14 protein-coding genes are annotated in these 14,991 nt (G+C 57.1%); 5 read left to right on the top strand and 9 right to left on the bottom strand.

Translation table 11 applies throughout. The annotated features are described in order from the left end of the window. Positions 1-10 precede the first annotated feature (10 nt). The 5 genes from IEI95_RS11130 to IEI95_RS11110 all read right to left on the bottom strand — a co-directional run bounded on the left by IEI95_RS11130 (position 11) and on the right by IEI95_RS11110 (position 6,198). On the bottom strand, positions 11-1,048 hold the full coding sequence (locus tag IEI95_RS11130) for a putative FMN-dependent luciferase-like monooxygenase (protein ID WP_156532819.1): 1,038 nt from the start codon (positions 1,046-1,048) through the stop codon (positions 11-13). Then, positions 1,045-2,688, bottom strand: a complete 1,644-nt coding sequence (locus tag IEI95_RS11125) for a dipeptide ABC transporter ATP-binding protein (RefSeq protein WP_156537532.1) — start codon at positions 2,686-2,688, stop codon at positions 1,045-1,047. Before IEI95_RS11125 ends, IEI95_RS11130 begins: the two co-directional genes overlap by 4 nt. Then, on the bottom strand, positions 2,685-3,563 hold the full coding sequence (locus IEI95_RS11120; protein WP_156532823.1) for an ABC transporter permease: 879 nt from the start codon (positions 3,561-3,563) through the stop codon (positions 2,685-2,687). The genes IEI95_RS11125 and IEI95_RS11120 overlap by 4 nt, the downstream gene beginning before the upstream one ends. Beyond that, positions 3,560-4,504 (bottom strand): ABC transporter permease, encoded by a 945-nt coding sequence (locus IEI95_RS11115; protein WP_156532825.1) that lies wholly within the window; start codon positions 4,502-4,504, stop codon positions 3,560-3,562. Before IEI95_RS11115 ends, IEI95_RS11120 begins: the two co-directional genes overlap by 4 nt. A 62-nt stretch (positions 4,505-4,566) precedes the next feature. After that, the gene (locus IEI95_RS11110; protein ID WP_194416415.1) at positions 4,567-6,198 is read right to left on the bottom strand and encodes a TIGR04028 family ABC transporter substrate-binding protein; all 1,632 of its coding nucleotides are present in this window, start codon (positions 6,196-6,198) and stop codon (positions 4,567-4,569) included. Between the two features lie 118 nt (positions 6,199-6,316). Here IEI95_RS11110 and IEI95_RS11105 point away from each other — a divergent pair, with 118 nt between their 5' ends. Next, positions 6,317-6,466, top strand: coding sequence for a hypothetical protein (locus IEI95_RS11105; RefSeq protein ID WP_156537531.1), 150 nt, complete (start codon positions 6,317-6,319; stop codon positions 6,464-6,466). 164 nt (positions 6,467-6,630) lie between these two features. Here IEI95_RS11105 and IEI95_RS11100 read toward each other — a convergent pair whose 3' ends face one another. The 4 genes from IEI95_RS11100 to IEI95_RS11085 all read right to left on the bottom strand — a co-directional run bounded on the left by IEI95_RS11100 (position 6,631) and on the right by IEI95_RS11085 (position 10,807). Further along, the gene (locus tag IEI95_RS11100) at positions 6,631-6,870 is read right to left on the bottom strand and encodes a hypothetical protein (RefSeq protein WP_041699706.1); all 240 of its coding nucleotides are present in this window, start codon (positions 6,868-6,870) and stop codon (positions 6,631-6,633) included. Positions 6,871-6,896: 26 nt separating this feature from the next. Then, positions 6,897-8,081: an acyl-CoA dehydrogenase family protein gene (locus tag IEI95_RS11095; protein ID WP_156532827.1), complete on the bottom strand. Its 1,185-nt coding sequence runs from the start codon at positions 8,079-8,081 to the stop codon at positions 6,897-6,899. Then, positions 8,078-9,112, bottom strand: coding sequence for an ABC transporter substrate-binding protein (locus IEI95_RS11090; protein WP_194416414.1), 1,035 nt, complete (start codon positions 9,110-9,112; stop codon positions 8,078-8,080). Before IEI95_RS11090 ends, IEI95_RS11095 begins: the two co-directional genes overlap by 4 nt. Positions 9,113-9,178: 66 nt before the next feature. After that, positions 9,179-10,807 (bottom strand): ABC transporter substrate-binding protein, encoded by a 1,629-nt coding sequence (locus IEI95_RS11085; protein ID WP_156532831.1) that lies wholly within the window; start codon positions 10,805-10,807, stop codon positions 9,179-9,181. 265 nt (positions 10,808-11,072) lie between these two features. On the opposite strand from IEI95_RS11085, the gene IEI95_RS11080 reads away from it, so the two are divergent. The 4 genes from IEI95_RS11080 to IEI95_RS11065 are packed head-to-tail and all read left to right on the top strand — an operon-like array spanning position 11,073 to position 14,980. Next, positions 11,073-12,062, top strand: a complete 990-nt coding sequence (locus IEI95_RS11080) for an ABC transporter permease (protein ID WP_156532833.1) — start codon at positions 11,073-11,075, stop codon at positions 12,060-12,062. Then, positions 12,059-13,066 carry an ABC transporter permease gene (locus tag IEI95_RS11075; RefSeq protein ID WP_156532835.1) on the top strand — a complete coding sequence of 336 codons (1,008 nt, stop codon included), beginning with the start codon at positions 12,059-12,061 and terminating at the stop codon, positions 13,064-13,066. Before IEI95_RS11080 ends, IEI95_RS11075 begins: the two co-directional genes overlap by 4 nt. Next, the gene (locus IEI95_RS11070; RefSeq protein ID WP_156532837.1) at positions 13,063-14,061 is read left to right on the top strand and encodes an ABC transporter ATP-binding protein; all 999 of its coding nucleotides are present in this window, start codon (positions 13,063-13,065) and stop codon (positions 14,059-14,061) included. Before IEI95_RS11075 ends, IEI95_RS11070 begins: the two co-directional genes overlap by 4 nt. Next, a complete protein-coding gene (locus IEI95_RS11065) occupies positions 14,039-14,980 on the top strand; it encodes an oligopeptide/dipeptide ABC transporter ATP-binding protein (protein ID WP_156532840.1) in 942 nt (313 codons plus the stop codon). The genes IEI95_RS11070 and IEI95_RS11065 overlap by 23 nt, the downstream gene beginning before the upstream one ends. Positions 14,981-14,991: the final 11 nt, after the last annotated feature.

Here is a 14,991-nt window from a genome sequence, read left to right as displayed (position 1 = left end):
ATTCAATGGATTATTCTGCTGCGGCTAATGCTTGCTGTGTGTTTCGGCTCCAGCCCAGTTTGGGGGCAACCTCGGCAGCAATCAGCTCAATCGAGCGCAGAATATCGGCATGGGGTGGATCGATGGAGTGAACTTGAAACACGAGTTCGGTGGAGCGCGCCAAAGCCGTGTCAGTCTTCAGCGAGGCAATCACATCATCTGGTGTGCCCACATGGCTATCCAGCGCCTTGATCAGATCTTCCACGCTGGTGCCTTCAATGCGATGGCCTGCTGCGGCAAAGCGGGCGGCAACTTTGGTGAGGCCAGCTTCTGCCAGCTTCAAGGCGCGCTTGCGGTCTTCAGCCACAAACAGGCTGCGGGAGCCGAGAATGCGCGGGGCGCGGCCTTGGGGCAATGCGTTCAGATAGGCATCGATGATCGGGTTTTGTAATTCATCAAGCCGTGCATCGGGTCTATCTGCCGGGCGCGGCTGGGTGCGAGACAGCATCAACCCATCGCCGCTTTCACCCGCAAGCTTTGCGCCAACGGGTGAGAAGGTCGCAAGCCAGACGCGATCCAGCAGATGCGGCGCATTGGGATAGAGCCTGTTGCCTGCGCCTAAATCCTTGCCTGCCCATGCCTTGCGAACGATGTCGAGATATTGGCCATAGACCTCGCCGCGCTTTTCGGCCGCAATGCCAAAAGCCTCGAACGATTCACGGGTGCCACCGGTGCCAAAGCCCACTTCCAGACGGCCACCGGATAAAAGATCAGTCACGGCGGTGTCTTCTGCCACGCGCAGCGGATTTTCCATCGGGAGCGTAATCACCCCGGTTCCAAGCCGAATGGTGGATGTGCGGGCCGCAACATGGGCGAGGAACACCGCAGGCGATGGCAGGCCGCCTTCTTCCGCGTGAAAATGATGCTGGGCAATCCACGCGCTGTCAAAGCCATTGGCTTCGGCGTGCTGGATTTGCTCTTCCGCCAGACGATAGCGCCCCGCCGCATCGGTATCATCCAGCAACCGTGTGAAAAAGCCGAGCCGTTTTGGCTGTGTTGTCTGCGTCATGATGGTGATCCTGCTGTCAGTGAATGTTGGTGTTTCCGCGGAAAAGCCCGGCCGGGAATCGCCTCGATCAATTCGCGGGTGTAGGCGCTTTGCGGATAGGTGAAGACCTCTTCAACCGGGCCGTAATCAACCTGTTTGCCATTGTGCAAAACCGAAACGGTGTCGGCGATCTGGCGCACCACGGCCAGATCGTGAGAGACGAAAATATAGGTCAGGCCAAAATCATGCTGCAAATTGCCAAGCAGGGCGAGGATTTGCGCCTGCACCGTCACATCCAGCGCCGAGACGGCCTCATCCAGCACAACCACCTCAGGCTCCAGCACCAGAGCGCGGGCAATGGCCACCCGCTGGCGCTGCCCGCCAGAAAGCGCATGGGGTTTGCGGTTGAGAACGGAAAGCGGCAGGCCAACGCGTTCAATCATGGCTTCCACGCGGGCGGCGCGCTCTTGCTTGGGGAGCGGCTCAAAATTCAGCAGCGGTTCTTCGACAATTGAGAAGATTGTCTGCTTGGGGTCCAGAGAACTCCACGGGTTTTGATAGACAAGCTGCACCTTGCGCCGGAACGCACGCAGGCTTTTGTGGTTCAGGCTGCCAAGGTCAAAATCACCCACCCTGATGCTGCCGGATGTGGCGGTTTGAAACCCGGCAATGCCCCTGATTGTAGTGGTTTTGCCAGAGCCGGATTCGCCAACGATGGCATGGGTAGTGCCTTGCGGAACAGTGAAGGAAAGGCCATCTACGGCGCGGAAACGATCACCCGTTGGCAGTTTGAATTCCTGCACCAGATGTTCAACGCTGACGCTGATGGGCCGATCCGCGGCAATGGCAGGCCGCACAACCGGGGCCGCCAGCGATGGCGCATCGGATAAGAGCCTTGCCGTATAAGAGCTTTTGGGTGCGGCCAACACCTCTGCTGTCTTGCCCTGTTCCTGAATGCGGCCAGACTGGAGCACCACCAGCCGATCCGAGCGATCAGCGGCAACGCCCAGATCATGGGTCACCAGCAGAACGGCGGTGCCATAAGCTTTGCGCAAATCGTCAATCAAATCCAGAATGCGACGCTGCACGGTGACATCCAGTGCCGAGGTTGGTTCATCGGCAATGATCAGCGCTGGCTTGAGCGCAATGGCGATGGCAATCAGCACCCGCTGTTTCATGCCGCCGGAGAGTTCGTGCGGATATTGTTTGGCCCGAAGTTCCGGCTGGGAAAGGCCCACTTGCACCAACAGTTCTAGCACGCGCCGATCTGTATCCCGGCGGGAAAGCTTGCCGTGGATTTCCAGAATTTCGCGTACCTGCGCGCCAATCGTGAGCACCGGATTGAGCGAATTGGAAGGGTCTTGCGGGATCAGGCTGAGAACGGGGCCGCGAATGCCGCGCAAGCGCTTTTCACTCCAGCGCGAAATCTCCTCGCCATTCAAGCGAATAGAGCCGCTATCAATCTGCCCATTGCCAGAGAGCAGGCCAATGATGGCCTGTGCCGTGGAGGTTTTACCTGATCCGCTTTCGCCCACCAGTGCCACAACCTCGCCGGCACCGACCGAGAAGGATACATCATGCACCACGCGGGTGCGGGTCTCACCATCACCATAGGAAATATTCAGGTCTCGAATGTCGAGAACAGAAGGGGTCTGGCTCATCGGCTGGTGCTCCCCAAGGATTGGCTGATGCGGTTGGCAGATAGCACCACGGCCACAACAATCAGGCCGGGGGCTGTGGTCAGCCACCAGGCGGTGGCGAGATAATTTCGCCCTTCGGAAATCAGCAGGCCCCATTCCGGTGTTGGAGGCGGTGCGCCATAGCCCAGAAAGCCGAGGGTGGACATTTGCAAAATGGCCCAACCAAATTGCACGGCGGCATAGGCAATCACCGAGGTCAGCGAATTGGGCAGGATATGCCGCCACAGTACGCTCAAAAACGTGCCGCCACTGCCATAGGCGGCTTCGACAAAATCCGCCCGCCGCACCCGCACCACTTCGGATCGAGTTAACCGGGCAAACCCGGCAATGGCAGTCGTACCAACCGCAATGGCGGCATTGATGGTGCCAAAGCCGAGCAGAATAATGATGCTGAGCGACAAAAGCAGGGTTGGTATGGACAGCAGCACATCGACAAAACGCATGATGACCATATCCCAGCGCCCGCCCACGGCTCCGGCAAAAAGCCCAAGCAGCGTGCCCGCCACCAGCCCCACGCCAACGGCTGCAAGCGCACCCGACAGCGAGTGAACGGAGCCGTAGACAATCCGTGCATAAAGATCACGCCCAAGGGAATCCGTGCCGAGAAGATGGGCCGCAGACGGCGCTTTCAACTGCCCACCGGAAATGCCCTCTAGCGGGTTATAGCTGGTAAACAGCCATGGCAGAGCGGCCCAGAGCAGCACGGTGACCATGACCACCCACGCCAGCACCAAACCGGGGCGCAGCCGTTTCAAACGGATGAGGGATGCACGGCGGGTGACGCTATCCGGCTTTACGGCATGGGTTTGCAGAGAGAGAATTTCGACGCTGCTCATGATGTGGCTCCGTTCCGGCTTCTCAGGCGTGGATCGAGAAGGGGATAGGCAAGATCGACCAGAAGATTGATGATGACAAAGGCAGTGGCAGAGATCACCACAATGGCCTGAAGCACGGCGATATCCTGCGTGCTGACGGCCTTTTCGGTCAATTCCCCAAGACCGTTCAGGCCAAACACGGTTTCTGTCACCACGGCACCTGCCAGCAGCTCGCCAAACAGCACCCCGGCAATGGTCAGCACTGGCAAAGCCGCATTGATGGCGACATGCCGCCACAGCACGCGGGCGGGCGTGGCACCCTTGGCAATCACCACAGAGATGAAAGGCCGTGTGCGGATTTCATCAATGTTGCGGATCAGGATTTGCGCCAGAGGCGCGGCAATGGGAACCGACAGGGTGATCACTGGCAGCAGCAGGCTTTCCCATGGTCCGGGATTGATCACTGACACCAGCTTCAGCCGAAAGGAGAAAATCTGGATCAGCATAATACCCAGCCAGAACACTGGAACCGAGATCAACAACGAAGGCACCGCCTGCACCAGATTGCGCAGAAACGAAAACGGCGCGAGCGAAGACAGCACTGCTACAAAGACGGCAAGGGCGATGGCGGCAATAAAGGCAAGAGCGGCCAGCGTGAGCGTGGCAGGCAGACCTGTGGCCAGCTGCGCCGTCACAGGCACGCCGGCGGTCAGCGAATAGCCAAAATCGCCCTGTAAGAAATTCGACAATGTGTGAAAATATTGCGCGAACACTGAGGAATCCACGGCGTAGGCCGCCCGTATTTCCTTGATCTGATCTGGGCTTAACCCATAATCCGGGCTGAGAAACTTGATCAGCACCGCGTCCCCAGGCATGGCCTGCAACAGAATGAAGGACAGGGTAAAGGCTGCCCAAAGCACCAAAACCGCTTGTCCTATCCGGCTTGCAACATATCGCGTCATCATCGATCTCCGCAGATTTCAAAACCGGGTGGCAGCGGTTGCCGCCATCCGGTTGCTGACCATTACTTATCCAGCCAGACGCTGTAGAAGCTTGGGCGGGCAACGGCATCAAAAGCCACACCCTTCACGTAAGGCGCTCCGGCAAAAGCCTGTGGCTCTTCAAAAATCGGGATGGCATAGGCCTGATCCAGCACATAGGCCTGCGCATCGGCCACGGCCTTCAGCCGCTTTTGCGGATCAGGCTGCGAGCTAATTTCTTGCAAAATGGCATTGAGCTTGTCATCGGCAAAGCCCTGCACCTTGTCGCTGGCACCGCCCTTTTGGCGCAGCACATCGCGGTTTTTCGGAAAATATTGGCTCTTGATCACATCGGGATCAGCACGCCCCACCATGGCAGGAGCCACAGGGGTTTTCTGCGGATCAAGATCATCCAAAGTGGCACTTCCCGCATCGCCGGCCAGCACGTTGAGCTTCACGCCCACTTTTTGCCATTGCTGGGCAATCAGTTGCAAGGCGGCGCGGTTTTGTGGTTGGGGCAGGGATTCATAGGCTGTCAGCACCAGCTTGGCACCGTCCTTGGCACGAATGCCATCGGCATCTGGCTTATATCCAGCCTCATCCAACAGCGCCTTGGCCTTATCAACATCAAAGCCCAGCTTGTCGGATTGATCGACATAGCCAATGGCCGAGGAAGCAATGATTGAGGTGGCGCGTGGATAGTTCTTGGAGAATAGGGTCTTGATGATTTCATCGCGGTTGGTGGCCAAAGACAGCGCCTTGCGCACCCGCACATCAGCAACCAGCGGATTGTCTGGCCTGAACACCACCGAATTGTTCACGCCACGGGTGCCGGGTGCATAGATCTTGAAATTTTGTGTTTCAACCTGCGCCTCATCATAGGCCTGAATCTGGCGGATCAGATCGGCCTGACCGGCCAGAAGCGCACCAATACGCACGCCATCTTCACGGGTGATGATATATTTGATGCCATCAAGATAGGCGCGGCCCTGATGCTCAAGCTTTTTCGGACCCCAATTGTAATCGGCGCGCACTTTCAGATCGAGGGATTTGCCAAGCGTCTCAGCACTGACGACAAAGGGACCGGAACCAATGATTTTGGTGGCGTTGCCGAATTGCTCAAACGGCAGTGAGAGCGTTTTCAGCGACACCAGACCGGAGCCGATAACGGATGTGCCTTGCAGAAAGCCCGGCGAGGGCTTTTTAAACACGAATTTCACCGTCAGCGGGTCAATCACTTCGCTGTGGTCGTAATTATTGACCACTTCCGACACCGGCTGTTTCAAGCCCTTATCACCAAGCCCGAAGCGATCGAAGTTTTTGGCCACCGCATTGGCATCCACGGGAGAGCCATCGGAGAACGTCACGCCGGGGCGGATCTTGAAGGTATATTCCGTGTTATCGGCATTGACTGCCCAGCTTTCGGCAATCCACGGCTCGATGTCCAGCGTCTTGGGGTTTTGATAGGTCAGCTTGTCGGTGATCTGGTTGAGAATGCCGCTGTTGGGGTAAAAGCCGCCTGCTGGTGGGTAGAGATTGGTATGGGCCTGCTGCTCAAGATAGACCAAGGTTCCGCCCTTGACCGGCGCATCAGATGCATGGCCGATGGTCGAAAGGCTAACAGAAGCGGCCAGCGCAAGGCTGAGGCCAAGAAAAGTGCGGCGAAGCGTCATCATCAATGTCCCTGGGTAGTGAGTGAATGAACCCGTGGACCAAGGGTAAGCTTTTGCGTGTTGCAATCAATATTGTCTATTGATTTACTATTCTAATTTTCAACACCCCTCTGGAAGATTCATGCTTCCCGTTGATGAGTTGGAAAAATTTTATGGAAAGACCGGTTTTGAAGATCGAAAAATCGCGTTGAAAAGCGGATATCGGATTGATTTTTGGCATTTATTGGCTGGTGTTCAAATTGCGTGCAGGCAAAATGTTGCTCAACCCTAGAGTTTTTCATGGAAAAGTGGCTACCGGTTTTCCCGAAAAGACAAACGACAACAAGAAAAGCGAGAGTCTGTCTGGTTCAATCTGAACCTTACAGACCCTCGCAAGGAAAAGATATTTGAAGCATCCTTACTACGCTGACCTTCTCACGCTGTTTTTTGCCAATATCATCTGCCGCTGATATAGTAAGACAATCCGTGACTGTCTCCCCGGTTCTCTTGTTGTTGTTCAAGCCTGTGTTGGCGCAGATCATAGTCCACGTCAGCCAGCCTCTCCCGCAGATCCATCAGTCTATCGTCAACGCTATCATCGCAGGAATAACCGCTGAACGTTTCCTGCATGTCGATCATGGTGCTCAGCTCGGCCCGCCGCTGCTGAAGTCTTGCGCTATAGGTGCAGATACTCATGGCTATATCCTTGCAAAAATAGGGTTTCAGGTTTTCACAGAAGCTCGCTCCAGAGCGGCTTTGCCGAAAATGGACCGGATCATATGGCTTTGTGGGGCATGGGCGCGGGCGGTAATCGCGTCGCGATGGTGCCGCTCCAGATGATAATCGCGCCTCAGGCCACGGTTGCCGCCGTATTCGAGGGCCAGATCGGTGACGGTCACGGCGTTGTCGATCACCACGTGGCGCACCGCCAGCGCGTCGGTGGGGCCTGCTGTTTTTTGGTCAACGTCGCGTGCCAAAGAGCGCAGCAGCCGGGCATTGGTGGCCAGCAGCACTTCAATTTGGCCCACGCCTTCCTGAAGACGCGGAATAGAGGCCAAGGGTGCGCCAAGGCTGGTGGGGGCATGGCTGGTGAGGTGCTTCAAAAGATCATTTCGGGCCGATAGAGCCACGCCATGATAGACCGAAGACAGCAGCGTGAAGAAGGTGTTGGCGAAATCCGGATCGCGGCGCAGTGGCTCGCTGGCCGGTTGTTCAAAGATCAGATCAGACAGCGGCACCCGCACGTTTTCCAGCAGGAGATCATCGCTGGCGGTGGAATACATGCCAGCTGCCTCCCAGGTGCGCACTTTGCGAATGCCCGGAGCATCCAGCGGCACCAGCACCTGAATGAGGCGTGGCACCTCTTCCGTGGTCAATGCCAGCACAACCGCCCATGTCAGCCCGGCAAGCCCAGTGACAAAGCTCTTGTGACCATTGATCACCCAATGATCTCCCTCAATGTGGGCGATGGTTTCGGGCAATCCGCCATGGGCGGGGGAGCCCATGCCCGGCTCGGCCTGCGCATTGTTGACCAACACCGGCTTGGTTCGGCTGGCTGCCAGCACGCGCGCTGCCAAGGCCTCTGGCCAGCGCCCCAGATTGATCACACCATGGATGGTGTAATGCATGGTGAGAATGAGCGCGGTTGAAGGATCACCAATCGCGATTTCGGAGATGACCTTATGCGCGGTTTCAAGGTTCGCTCCCAGACCGCCATGGTCTTTGGCAATCAACAAAGCCAGCAAACCGGCTTCGTGAAGCGCTGCGATGTTGTCATGGGGGAAATCACCGCTGCGGTCATATTCGGCGGCGCGCGTTGCGAAATCGCGTGCCAGTTCTCGTGCGATCTCAACGGGATCAGGGCTTGGTGCCGCATTGGGCTTGATGGCAGAAACGGTGGCACTCATGCAACAGCCCTCCGGTCCAGCGCGGCATAAGGGCGCTGATCCACCCAGGCATCGAGGTCAAAATCGGCCTGCAAGAAGCCCCATTGATACAGAAAATCCTTATAATGCTTCACAGCGGCCACATGGGCAGACTCCAGCCCGATGCCGAGATGGCGGTGCACATCCGGGCCATTGGCGGCCAGCACCTGTTCTTCGCTGGCTCCCGCCTCGCGGGCAATGAAGCGGCGGGTTTCATCCGGGTGTGCCTCCGCCCAGCCGGAGGCCTTGCGGATCACCGCAATCAGCCGCTCCACCAGATCGGGACGTTCATCGGCCAGTCGCGCATCCACCGTGAGAATGCGCGGCGAGCCGGAATTGATGCGGATGGTTGGGTCGGGATGAAAGCCGAAGTCAGAAACCGTCACCGCGCCAATCAGATTGGCAACGGCAATACCCGCAGTTCCTTTCACAAAAATTGCGTCGACCTCGCCACGCAACAGGGCTGCGGCCTCCTCGCCAAAGGATTGCCGCCGCTTCAGGCCAAACAGCGATACGCCCGTTTGTCCATCCAGCACGGACTCAGTGATGGTGATGTCGGTCCGATCAACCGCATTGATCGAAATCCCCTCCAGCGACAGGGCCGATACAAGGCCTTTCAGGGCGGTGGCACGCATGAAATCAACAATCCCGTCCGGCCGCTTTGGCACGCCAAACCGGCGGCCAACCAGGTCCTTCAGGCTTTTGATGCCAGTGTGCGGCAGGGTGATGATGGCTTGAAACTCATCGGTCCAGGTAATGCCCACCAGCCGGGTGTTGCGGCCTTCCGAGCGGGCGCGGATGGGTGGCACATTGCCGCCATGGCGGAAGGACCATTCCAGCGTGTGGTTGAAATGGCTCTGTCGGATGGTTTTATCGGGGGAATCAATGATGGACTCCAGCGTGATGCCAATCTCGGCAAAGCTTTGTTCAAGATAGCCAAGCTGGGCCGCAAGCCCCACGGGCGTTGGCACCGGGCAGCGCGTATACCAGAGTTTGGAGATGGGAGTGACCATAATATCCTCGACAAACAGGAGATGAAACCGGCTCAACGCCCGGCGAAAACCTTCAGAAACCAAGCCTTACGATGACGCGATATAGGCGAAGGCGAGGCTGCTAATGATGCCTTCCGCGCCTAGCGTGTGATCGGCGATACGCTTGTTATAAATGGTGATTTCTGGAGCCGCAGCGATGTCGATGGCAGGCACATCCTCCACCAGAATCTGCTGGATTTCCTTCCACTGCGCCACGCGTTTTTTCGGATCAATCTCCACCGCTGCTGCTTCCAGCAGGGCATCGACTTTCGGGTTGCTATAGGCTGCGCCATTCGAGAAAGGCACGCCCTTTAGGAAATTCTTGCTCCAATAAAGCCGCTGCACACCCACGGTGGGATCAAACAGATTGCTCATGCCTTCATAGGCAAAATCGAAATCACGGTCGGTGTAGATGCGTTTGGTGTAGGTGGCAAAATCCTGTGTGCGTACCGTGACCTCAATGCCCACCTTGGCCAGCGCCTGCCGAATATAATCCGCGCCGCGCGGATAGCCTTCACCCGGCACATAATCGAGATTGAGGCGGGCGCGGATGCCATCCTTGCCGCGCTTATAGCCAGCGTCATCCAGCAAAGCTTCCGCCGCTTTAAGATCAATGGGATAGGTCTTCAGGTCTGCAACATACCATTTTGACAGTTTGGGATTGATGGGGCCGGTAATCGGCGCGCCATAGCCGTAGTTGACAGTGTTGAAAATCACATTGCGATCAATCACATGGGCGAAGGCGCGGCGCACCCGCACATCCTTGAAAAACTCTTTTTCCAGATTGAACTCGACACGCGTAACACCATTGGAATATTGGTAGCCCTGCGTTTCAAAACCGATATGCGGCAAGGCTTTCAACCGATCCAGATCGCCGTAGGATACCGGTGTGCTTGGCGCCAGATCAATCTCACCCGCCTCAATCGCTATCGACCGCGCCGCCGAATCCGAGATGAAGCGCACAATCAGGCTGTCGAGATAGGGGCGGGGCTTGTCCCAATAGTCCTCATTGCGGACATAGACAATATGGCTGCCGCGCACCCATTGCTTGAATTTATAGGGGCCGGTGCCAACAGGGGCAAGATTGACCGGGTTTTCCTGCACTTTGGTGCCTTCATAAAGATGCCTTGGCACAATCGGCGTCTCGGAAGAGGCAAGGGCGGTGATGAGATAGGGGGCGGGCTTGGACAGCACGAGCACCACCGTGCGTGCATCCGGGGTTTCCACCTCCGTCAAATTGAGGAATGTGTTGCGCCCGCGCGGATGGACCTGCGCAATGGTTTTGATGGAAAACGCCACATCTGCCGAGGTGAAGGGCTTGCCATCATGCCACTTCACCCCATCTCGCAGTTTGAACGTATATTTCAGCCCGTCCGGGCTGATCTGCCAATCGGTTGCCAGCAAGGGTTTTGGTGTGAGGTCGAAATCATAGGTGAGCAACCCTTCGGTGACCTTTGGCGAGACATAGACCGAGTTGAACGCCGTATGCGCAATGGTGGTCAAAACCGGTGGCTCAGACGACAAAAGCAGCGTTGCCGTGCCACCCTTTGCCGGCGTTGCGGCGCGCAAACGCGTACCGCTCATGGCAAATGCGCTGACTGCTGCCGATGCCAGCAGAAAGCCGCGACGGGTTGTGGAATGGGCGGCGTGTTCGGTAGACGGGCGGTTGACGATCATTGTTTTCCCTCGCTGCGTGGGCAGGCTGCAACCAGAGCGACATTTTCCAATAGCTGGATGGCTAAGTGAAAATTCTTCTGTCGCGCAACGCTTTCGTAGTTGGAGTTGGTTAAATTGTCCGATTTATCGGCATATAATTCCTATTATGCGCGACACGTCTCATTTTTTCAGAAAAATATTCTTTTCTCATGTTTGACAAAATATATAAAATTAGTCAACTACTGACATAGAACTCAATTTCAAAACCGCACTTCAGGCGATAGTGATGACCGCATCAAACCGAATATTGAAACGCGCAAGCCGTGTGACGTTGCAGGCCATACCCACCGTTGTGGGCATTGTGATCCTCAACTTCTTTCTGCTGCAACTGGCACCGGGCGATGCCGCCGATGTGCTGGCCGCAGAGGCAGGCTCTGCCACTGTTGAGACAATGGCCGATATTCGCTCGCGCTTTGGTCTTGATCTGCCCGTGCTGCATCAGTTGGGCAATTATCTTAGTAATCTTGCTCATTTCAGTCTGGGGTATTCGCCGCGCTATGGCATGCCGGTGTCGGACCTGATTGGACAACGCCTGCCCGGCACATTGGTGCTGATGGGGGCGGCCTTTATCATTGCGCTTGTGCTTGGGGTGGTGCTTGGCTCCGTCATGGCGGTGTTTTCGGGCCGCCTGCCAGATCGGGTTCTCTCCCTTGGCTCGCTGCTGTTTTATTCCATACCCGGTTTCTGGATCGGCTTGATGCTGATCCTGCTGTTTTCCGTCAAGCTCGGCTGGCTGCCTTCGGGTGGCGATAGCACCATTGGCAGCCCGCTCACTGGCTTTGCAGCGCTTCTGGATCGCGCCCGCTATATTGTTTTGCCAGCAACGTCCCTGTCGCTTTATTATCTGGCAATTTATGCGAGGCTCACCCGCGCTGCCATGCTGGAAGTGAAATCTCAGGACTATGTGCGCACGGCTCGCGCCAAGGGCGTCACACCGCTTCGGCTGACGTTGCGCCATATTCTGCGCAATGCCTTGATCCCCATTACCACCATGGCCGGATTGCATCTCGGCGGCATGCTGGGCGGTGCTGTGGTGGTGGAAACCGTGTTCAGCTGGCCGGGTCTGGGGAGGCTGGCATTTGAAGCGGTCATGGCCCGCGATTTCAGCGTGTTGCTGGGGATTCTGCTGCTGTCATCTTTTTTGGTGATCATCATCAATGCTGTCGTGGATCTGTTTCAGGCCTGGCTCGACCCGCGGATTGGAGAAAGCCAATGACAATTCTCAATGCAACGACACCGCTTGCCGAGGCTACGCGCCAGCGCGAAGGGGAAAAGGCGCTCAATGAAGAGGCCAAAGAGGCCAAAGCCCCCAAAGGCTGGCCTTATGTCCATGCGCCCGACGCGCTGACGGCCCGCACCAGCCTGATACCAAAACGGGGGCTGCGCCGTGAGGTCAAAATCTTTCTCACCAACCCCAATGCGTTGATTGGCGTGGCGTTTCTGGCCATTGTCATCATCACAGCGCTTCTGGCTCCCTTGCTTTATCCCGGCGATCCGCTGGAAATGGTCTCACGGCCCTTCCTCTGGCCGGGGCAGAACCCGGCCTATCCGCTGGGAACCGATTCCATGGGCCGTGACGTGCTGGCAGGCATTGTGCATGGGGCGCGGGTTTCGCTCACAGTGGGCATTGCCGCCACCGTGATGGGGCTGACCATCGGTGTCACCATTGGTGCCTTGGCGGGCTATTTTGGCGGCGTGATTGATGATGTTCTGGTCAAGATCATCGAGATTTTCCAAACCCTTCCCAGCTTTGTGCTGCTGGTGGTGCTGGTCGCCATTGCCCAGCCATCTATCACCACCGTCACCTTTGCCATTGGCGTGATTACATGGCCGATGGTGGCGCGGCTGACCCGCGCCGAATTTCGTGCCATTCGTGAAAAGGATTATGTGCTGGCAGCCCGAAGTCTCGGCTATGGCCATGCCCGCATCGTGTTTGCAGAAATTTTGCCCAATGCCCTGCCGCCGATTATTGTAACCTCTTCGGTGATGGTCGCAGGCGCTATTCTGATGGAAGCGGCTTTGTCCTTCATGGGTCTGGGCGATCCCAACCGGGTCTCCTGGGGGTCAATGATCGGCTCTGGCCGCGAGGTGATCCGCACGGCGTGGTATCTCACGGCACTGCCGGGGCTTGCCATCGTGTTTACCGTGATTTCCCTCAACCTGATCAGTGACGGGTTGAATGATGCGCTGAATCCCCGGTTTTCGGAGGAACGCCGATGAGTGCTTTGATTGATGTTCGGGATTTTTCCGTTGGTTTTGGCAGTGCCCAACCCGTCAAGGGCGTCAGCTTTTCGGTGGAGCGCGGCGAAATGCTGGCGATTGTTGGCGAATCCGGCTCCGGCAAATCCTTGACGGCGCTGGGTCTGATCGGGCTTTTGCCATCGCATGGGCAAAAGGGCGGCTCCATCCGCTTCAAGGGCCGCGAGCTTTTGACCTATAGTGAACGGCAATGGCGCGGCATTCGCGGCGGCGAGATCGGCATGATCTTTCAAGAGCCGATGACCTCGCTCAATCCGGTGCTGACGGTGGGAGAGCAAATCACCGAAGTGCTGCGCATTCACGAAAAGCTGGACCACAAACAGGCCAGAAAACGCGCCATAGAATTGCTGGATCTGGTCAACATCCCGGAATCAGGCAAGCGGGTGGATGATTACCCGCATCAACTCTCCGGCGGCATGCGTCAGCGGGTGATGATTGCCATTGGCGTGGCCTGCAATCCCGAACTGTTGATTGCCGATGAGGCGACCACGGCATTGGATGTGACCATTCAGGCGCAAATCCTGCAATTGCTGGATAATTTGCGCCGGGATTTGAACATGGCGGTCATTCTCATCACCCATGATCTGGGCATTGTGGCCCAATGGGCGGATCGTGTTATGGTGATGTATGCAGGGCGAAAGGTGGAAGAGGGCCTGCCGCAGCCGGTGTTTGAGCAGCCTTATCATCCCTATACCCGTGGCCTACTGGCAGCGTCTCCGCGCGGCGGCGCAGGGCAGCATTACCGCGATGGGCCATTGGTGGAAATTCCCGGCTCCATCACCTCTTCAGTCAATGAGAAGGGCTGCGCCTTTCGCCCCCGCTGTTCCAGCGCGCGCTCTTCCTGTGGTCAGGCCGTGCCGCCTTTGACGCAAGTGTCGCCGGGGCGGTTTGCTGCCTGTCCAGTTGTATCCGCAAATTTCACGGAGGTGTCTCATGACGCTCTTGTCGGTGCGTAATCTTTCCACCCAATATGCCGGCGCACGGGGAACAGTCCGGGCTGTGGATGATGTTTCGCTGGAGATTGAAGCCGGTGAAACCGTGGCGCTGGTGGGCGAATCCGGCTGTGGCAAATCCTCGCTGGGCAAATCGCTGATGCGGCTGGTGGAGCCATCCTCGGGCCAGATCACCTTTCAGGGCGGCGATGTGACGGCCATGTCAGCCGGTGATCTAAGAGCCATTCGCCGCCGCATTCAGATGATCTTTCAAGACCCGTTTGCCTCGCTCAACCCGCGCCAGACCATCCGCACCATTTTGACCACGCCGCTGAAAGTGCATGGCATTGGTAACAGCAAACGCCGCCGCGAGATTGTCGAGGCGATTATTGAACAGGTGGGATTGCCAGCCGATTCACTGGACCGCTACCCGCATGAATTTTCCGGCGGCCAGCGCCAACGCATCGGCATTGCCCGGGCCATCATTCTGGAGCCAGAACTGGTGGTGTGTGATGAACCGGTCTCGGCGCTGGACCTGTCCATTCAGGCACAGATTCTCAATCTGCTGGTGGAGCTGAAACAGCGTCTGTCGCTCTCCTATCTGTTTGTTTCACATGATCTATCGGTGGTTCGCTATTTTTCAGATCGGGTGCTGGTGATGTATCTGGGCAAAATTGTTGAGAGTGCGCCCACGGCAGAGCTATGGGCCAACCCGAGACATCCCTATACGCGCGCACTTCTGGCAGCTGTGCCAGACCCCGCGCGCCGCAAGCAGGCAGCCCCGATTTCCGGCGATTTGCCAAGCCCGCACAATCCGCCCTCTGGCTGCCGCTTTCACACCCGTTGCCCGCTGGCGACAGATCTCTGTCGTGAACAGGCACCGGATTATCAACTTTTTGGTCAGAGCCATGCCGTGGCCTGCCATCACGCCAACGAACACTGAAATGGAGTAAG

This window comes from Agrobacterium vitis, from assembly GCF_014926405.1.
Classification (GTDB): Bacteria; Pseudomonadota; Alphaproteobacteria; order Rhizobiales; family Rhizobiaceae; genus Allorhizobium; species Allorhizobium vitis_H.
Note: the sequence above shows the minus strand (reverse complement) of the source record. Positions and strands in the feature narration are given on the sequence as shown.

What these genes read in the sequence shown, in the direction of transcription:
- IEI95_RS11130 (WP_156532819.1), bottom strand. Translation starts at nt 1,048, where the DNA reads ATGACGCAGACAACACAGCCAAAACGGCTCGGCTTTTTCACACGGTTG.
- IEI95_RS11125 (WP_156537532.1), bottom strand. Translation starts at nt 2,688, where the DNA reads ATGAGCCAGACCCCTTCTGTTCTCGACATTCGAGACCTGAATATTTCC.
- IEI95_RS11120 (WP_156532823.1), bottom strand. Translation starts at nt 3,563, where the DNA reads ATGAGCAGCGTCGAAATTCTCTCTCTGCAAACCCATGCCGTAAAGCCG.
- IEI95_RS11115 (WP_156532825.1), bottom strand. Translation starts at nt 4,504, where the DNA reads ATGACGCGATATGTTGCAAGCCGGATAGGACAAGCGGTTTTGGTGCTT.
- IEI95_RS11110 (WP_194416415.1), bottom strand. Translation starts at nt 6,198, where the DNA reads ATGATGACGCTTCGCCGCACTTTTCTTGGCCTCAGCCTTGCGCTGGCC.
- IEI95_RS11105 (WP_156537531.1), top strand. Translation starts at nt 6,317, where the DNA reads ATGCTTCCCGTTGATGAGTTGGAAAAATTTTATGGAAAGACCGGTTTT.
- IEI95_RS11100 (WP_041699706.1), bottom strand. Translation starts at nt 6,870, where the DNA reads ATGAGTATCTGCACCTATAGCGCAAGACTTCAGCAGCGGCGGGCCGAG.
- IEI95_RS11095 (WP_156532827.1), bottom strand. Translation starts at nt 8,081, where the DNA reads ATGAGTGCCACCGTTTCTGCCATCAAGCCCAATGCGGCACCAAGCCCT.
- IEI95_RS11090 (WP_194416414.1), bottom strand. Translation starts at nt 9,112, where the DNA reads ATGGTCACTCCCATCTCCAAACTCTGGTATACGCGCTGCCCGGTGCCA.
- IEI95_RS11085 (WP_156532831.1), bottom strand. Translation starts at nt 10,807, where the DNA reads ATGATCGTCAACCGCCCGTCTACCGAACACGCCGCCCATTCCACAACC.
- IEI95_RS11080 (WP_156532833.1), top strand. Translation starts at nt 11,073, where the DNA reads ATGACCGCATCAAACCGAATATTGAAACGCGCAAGCCGTGTGACGTTG.
- IEI95_RS11075 (WP_156532835.1), top strand. Translation starts at nt 12,059, where the DNA reads ATGACAATTCTCAATGCAACGACACCGCTTGCCGAGGCTACGCGCCAG.
- IEI95_RS11070 (WP_156532837.1), top strand. Translation starts at nt 13,063, where the DNA reads ATGAGTGCTTTGATTGATGTTCGGGATTTTTCCGTTGGTTTTGGCAGT.
- IEI95_RS11065 (WP_156532840.1), top strand. Translation starts at nt 14,039, where the DNA reads ATGACGCTCTTGTCGGTGCGTAATCTTTCCACCCAATATGCCGGCGCA.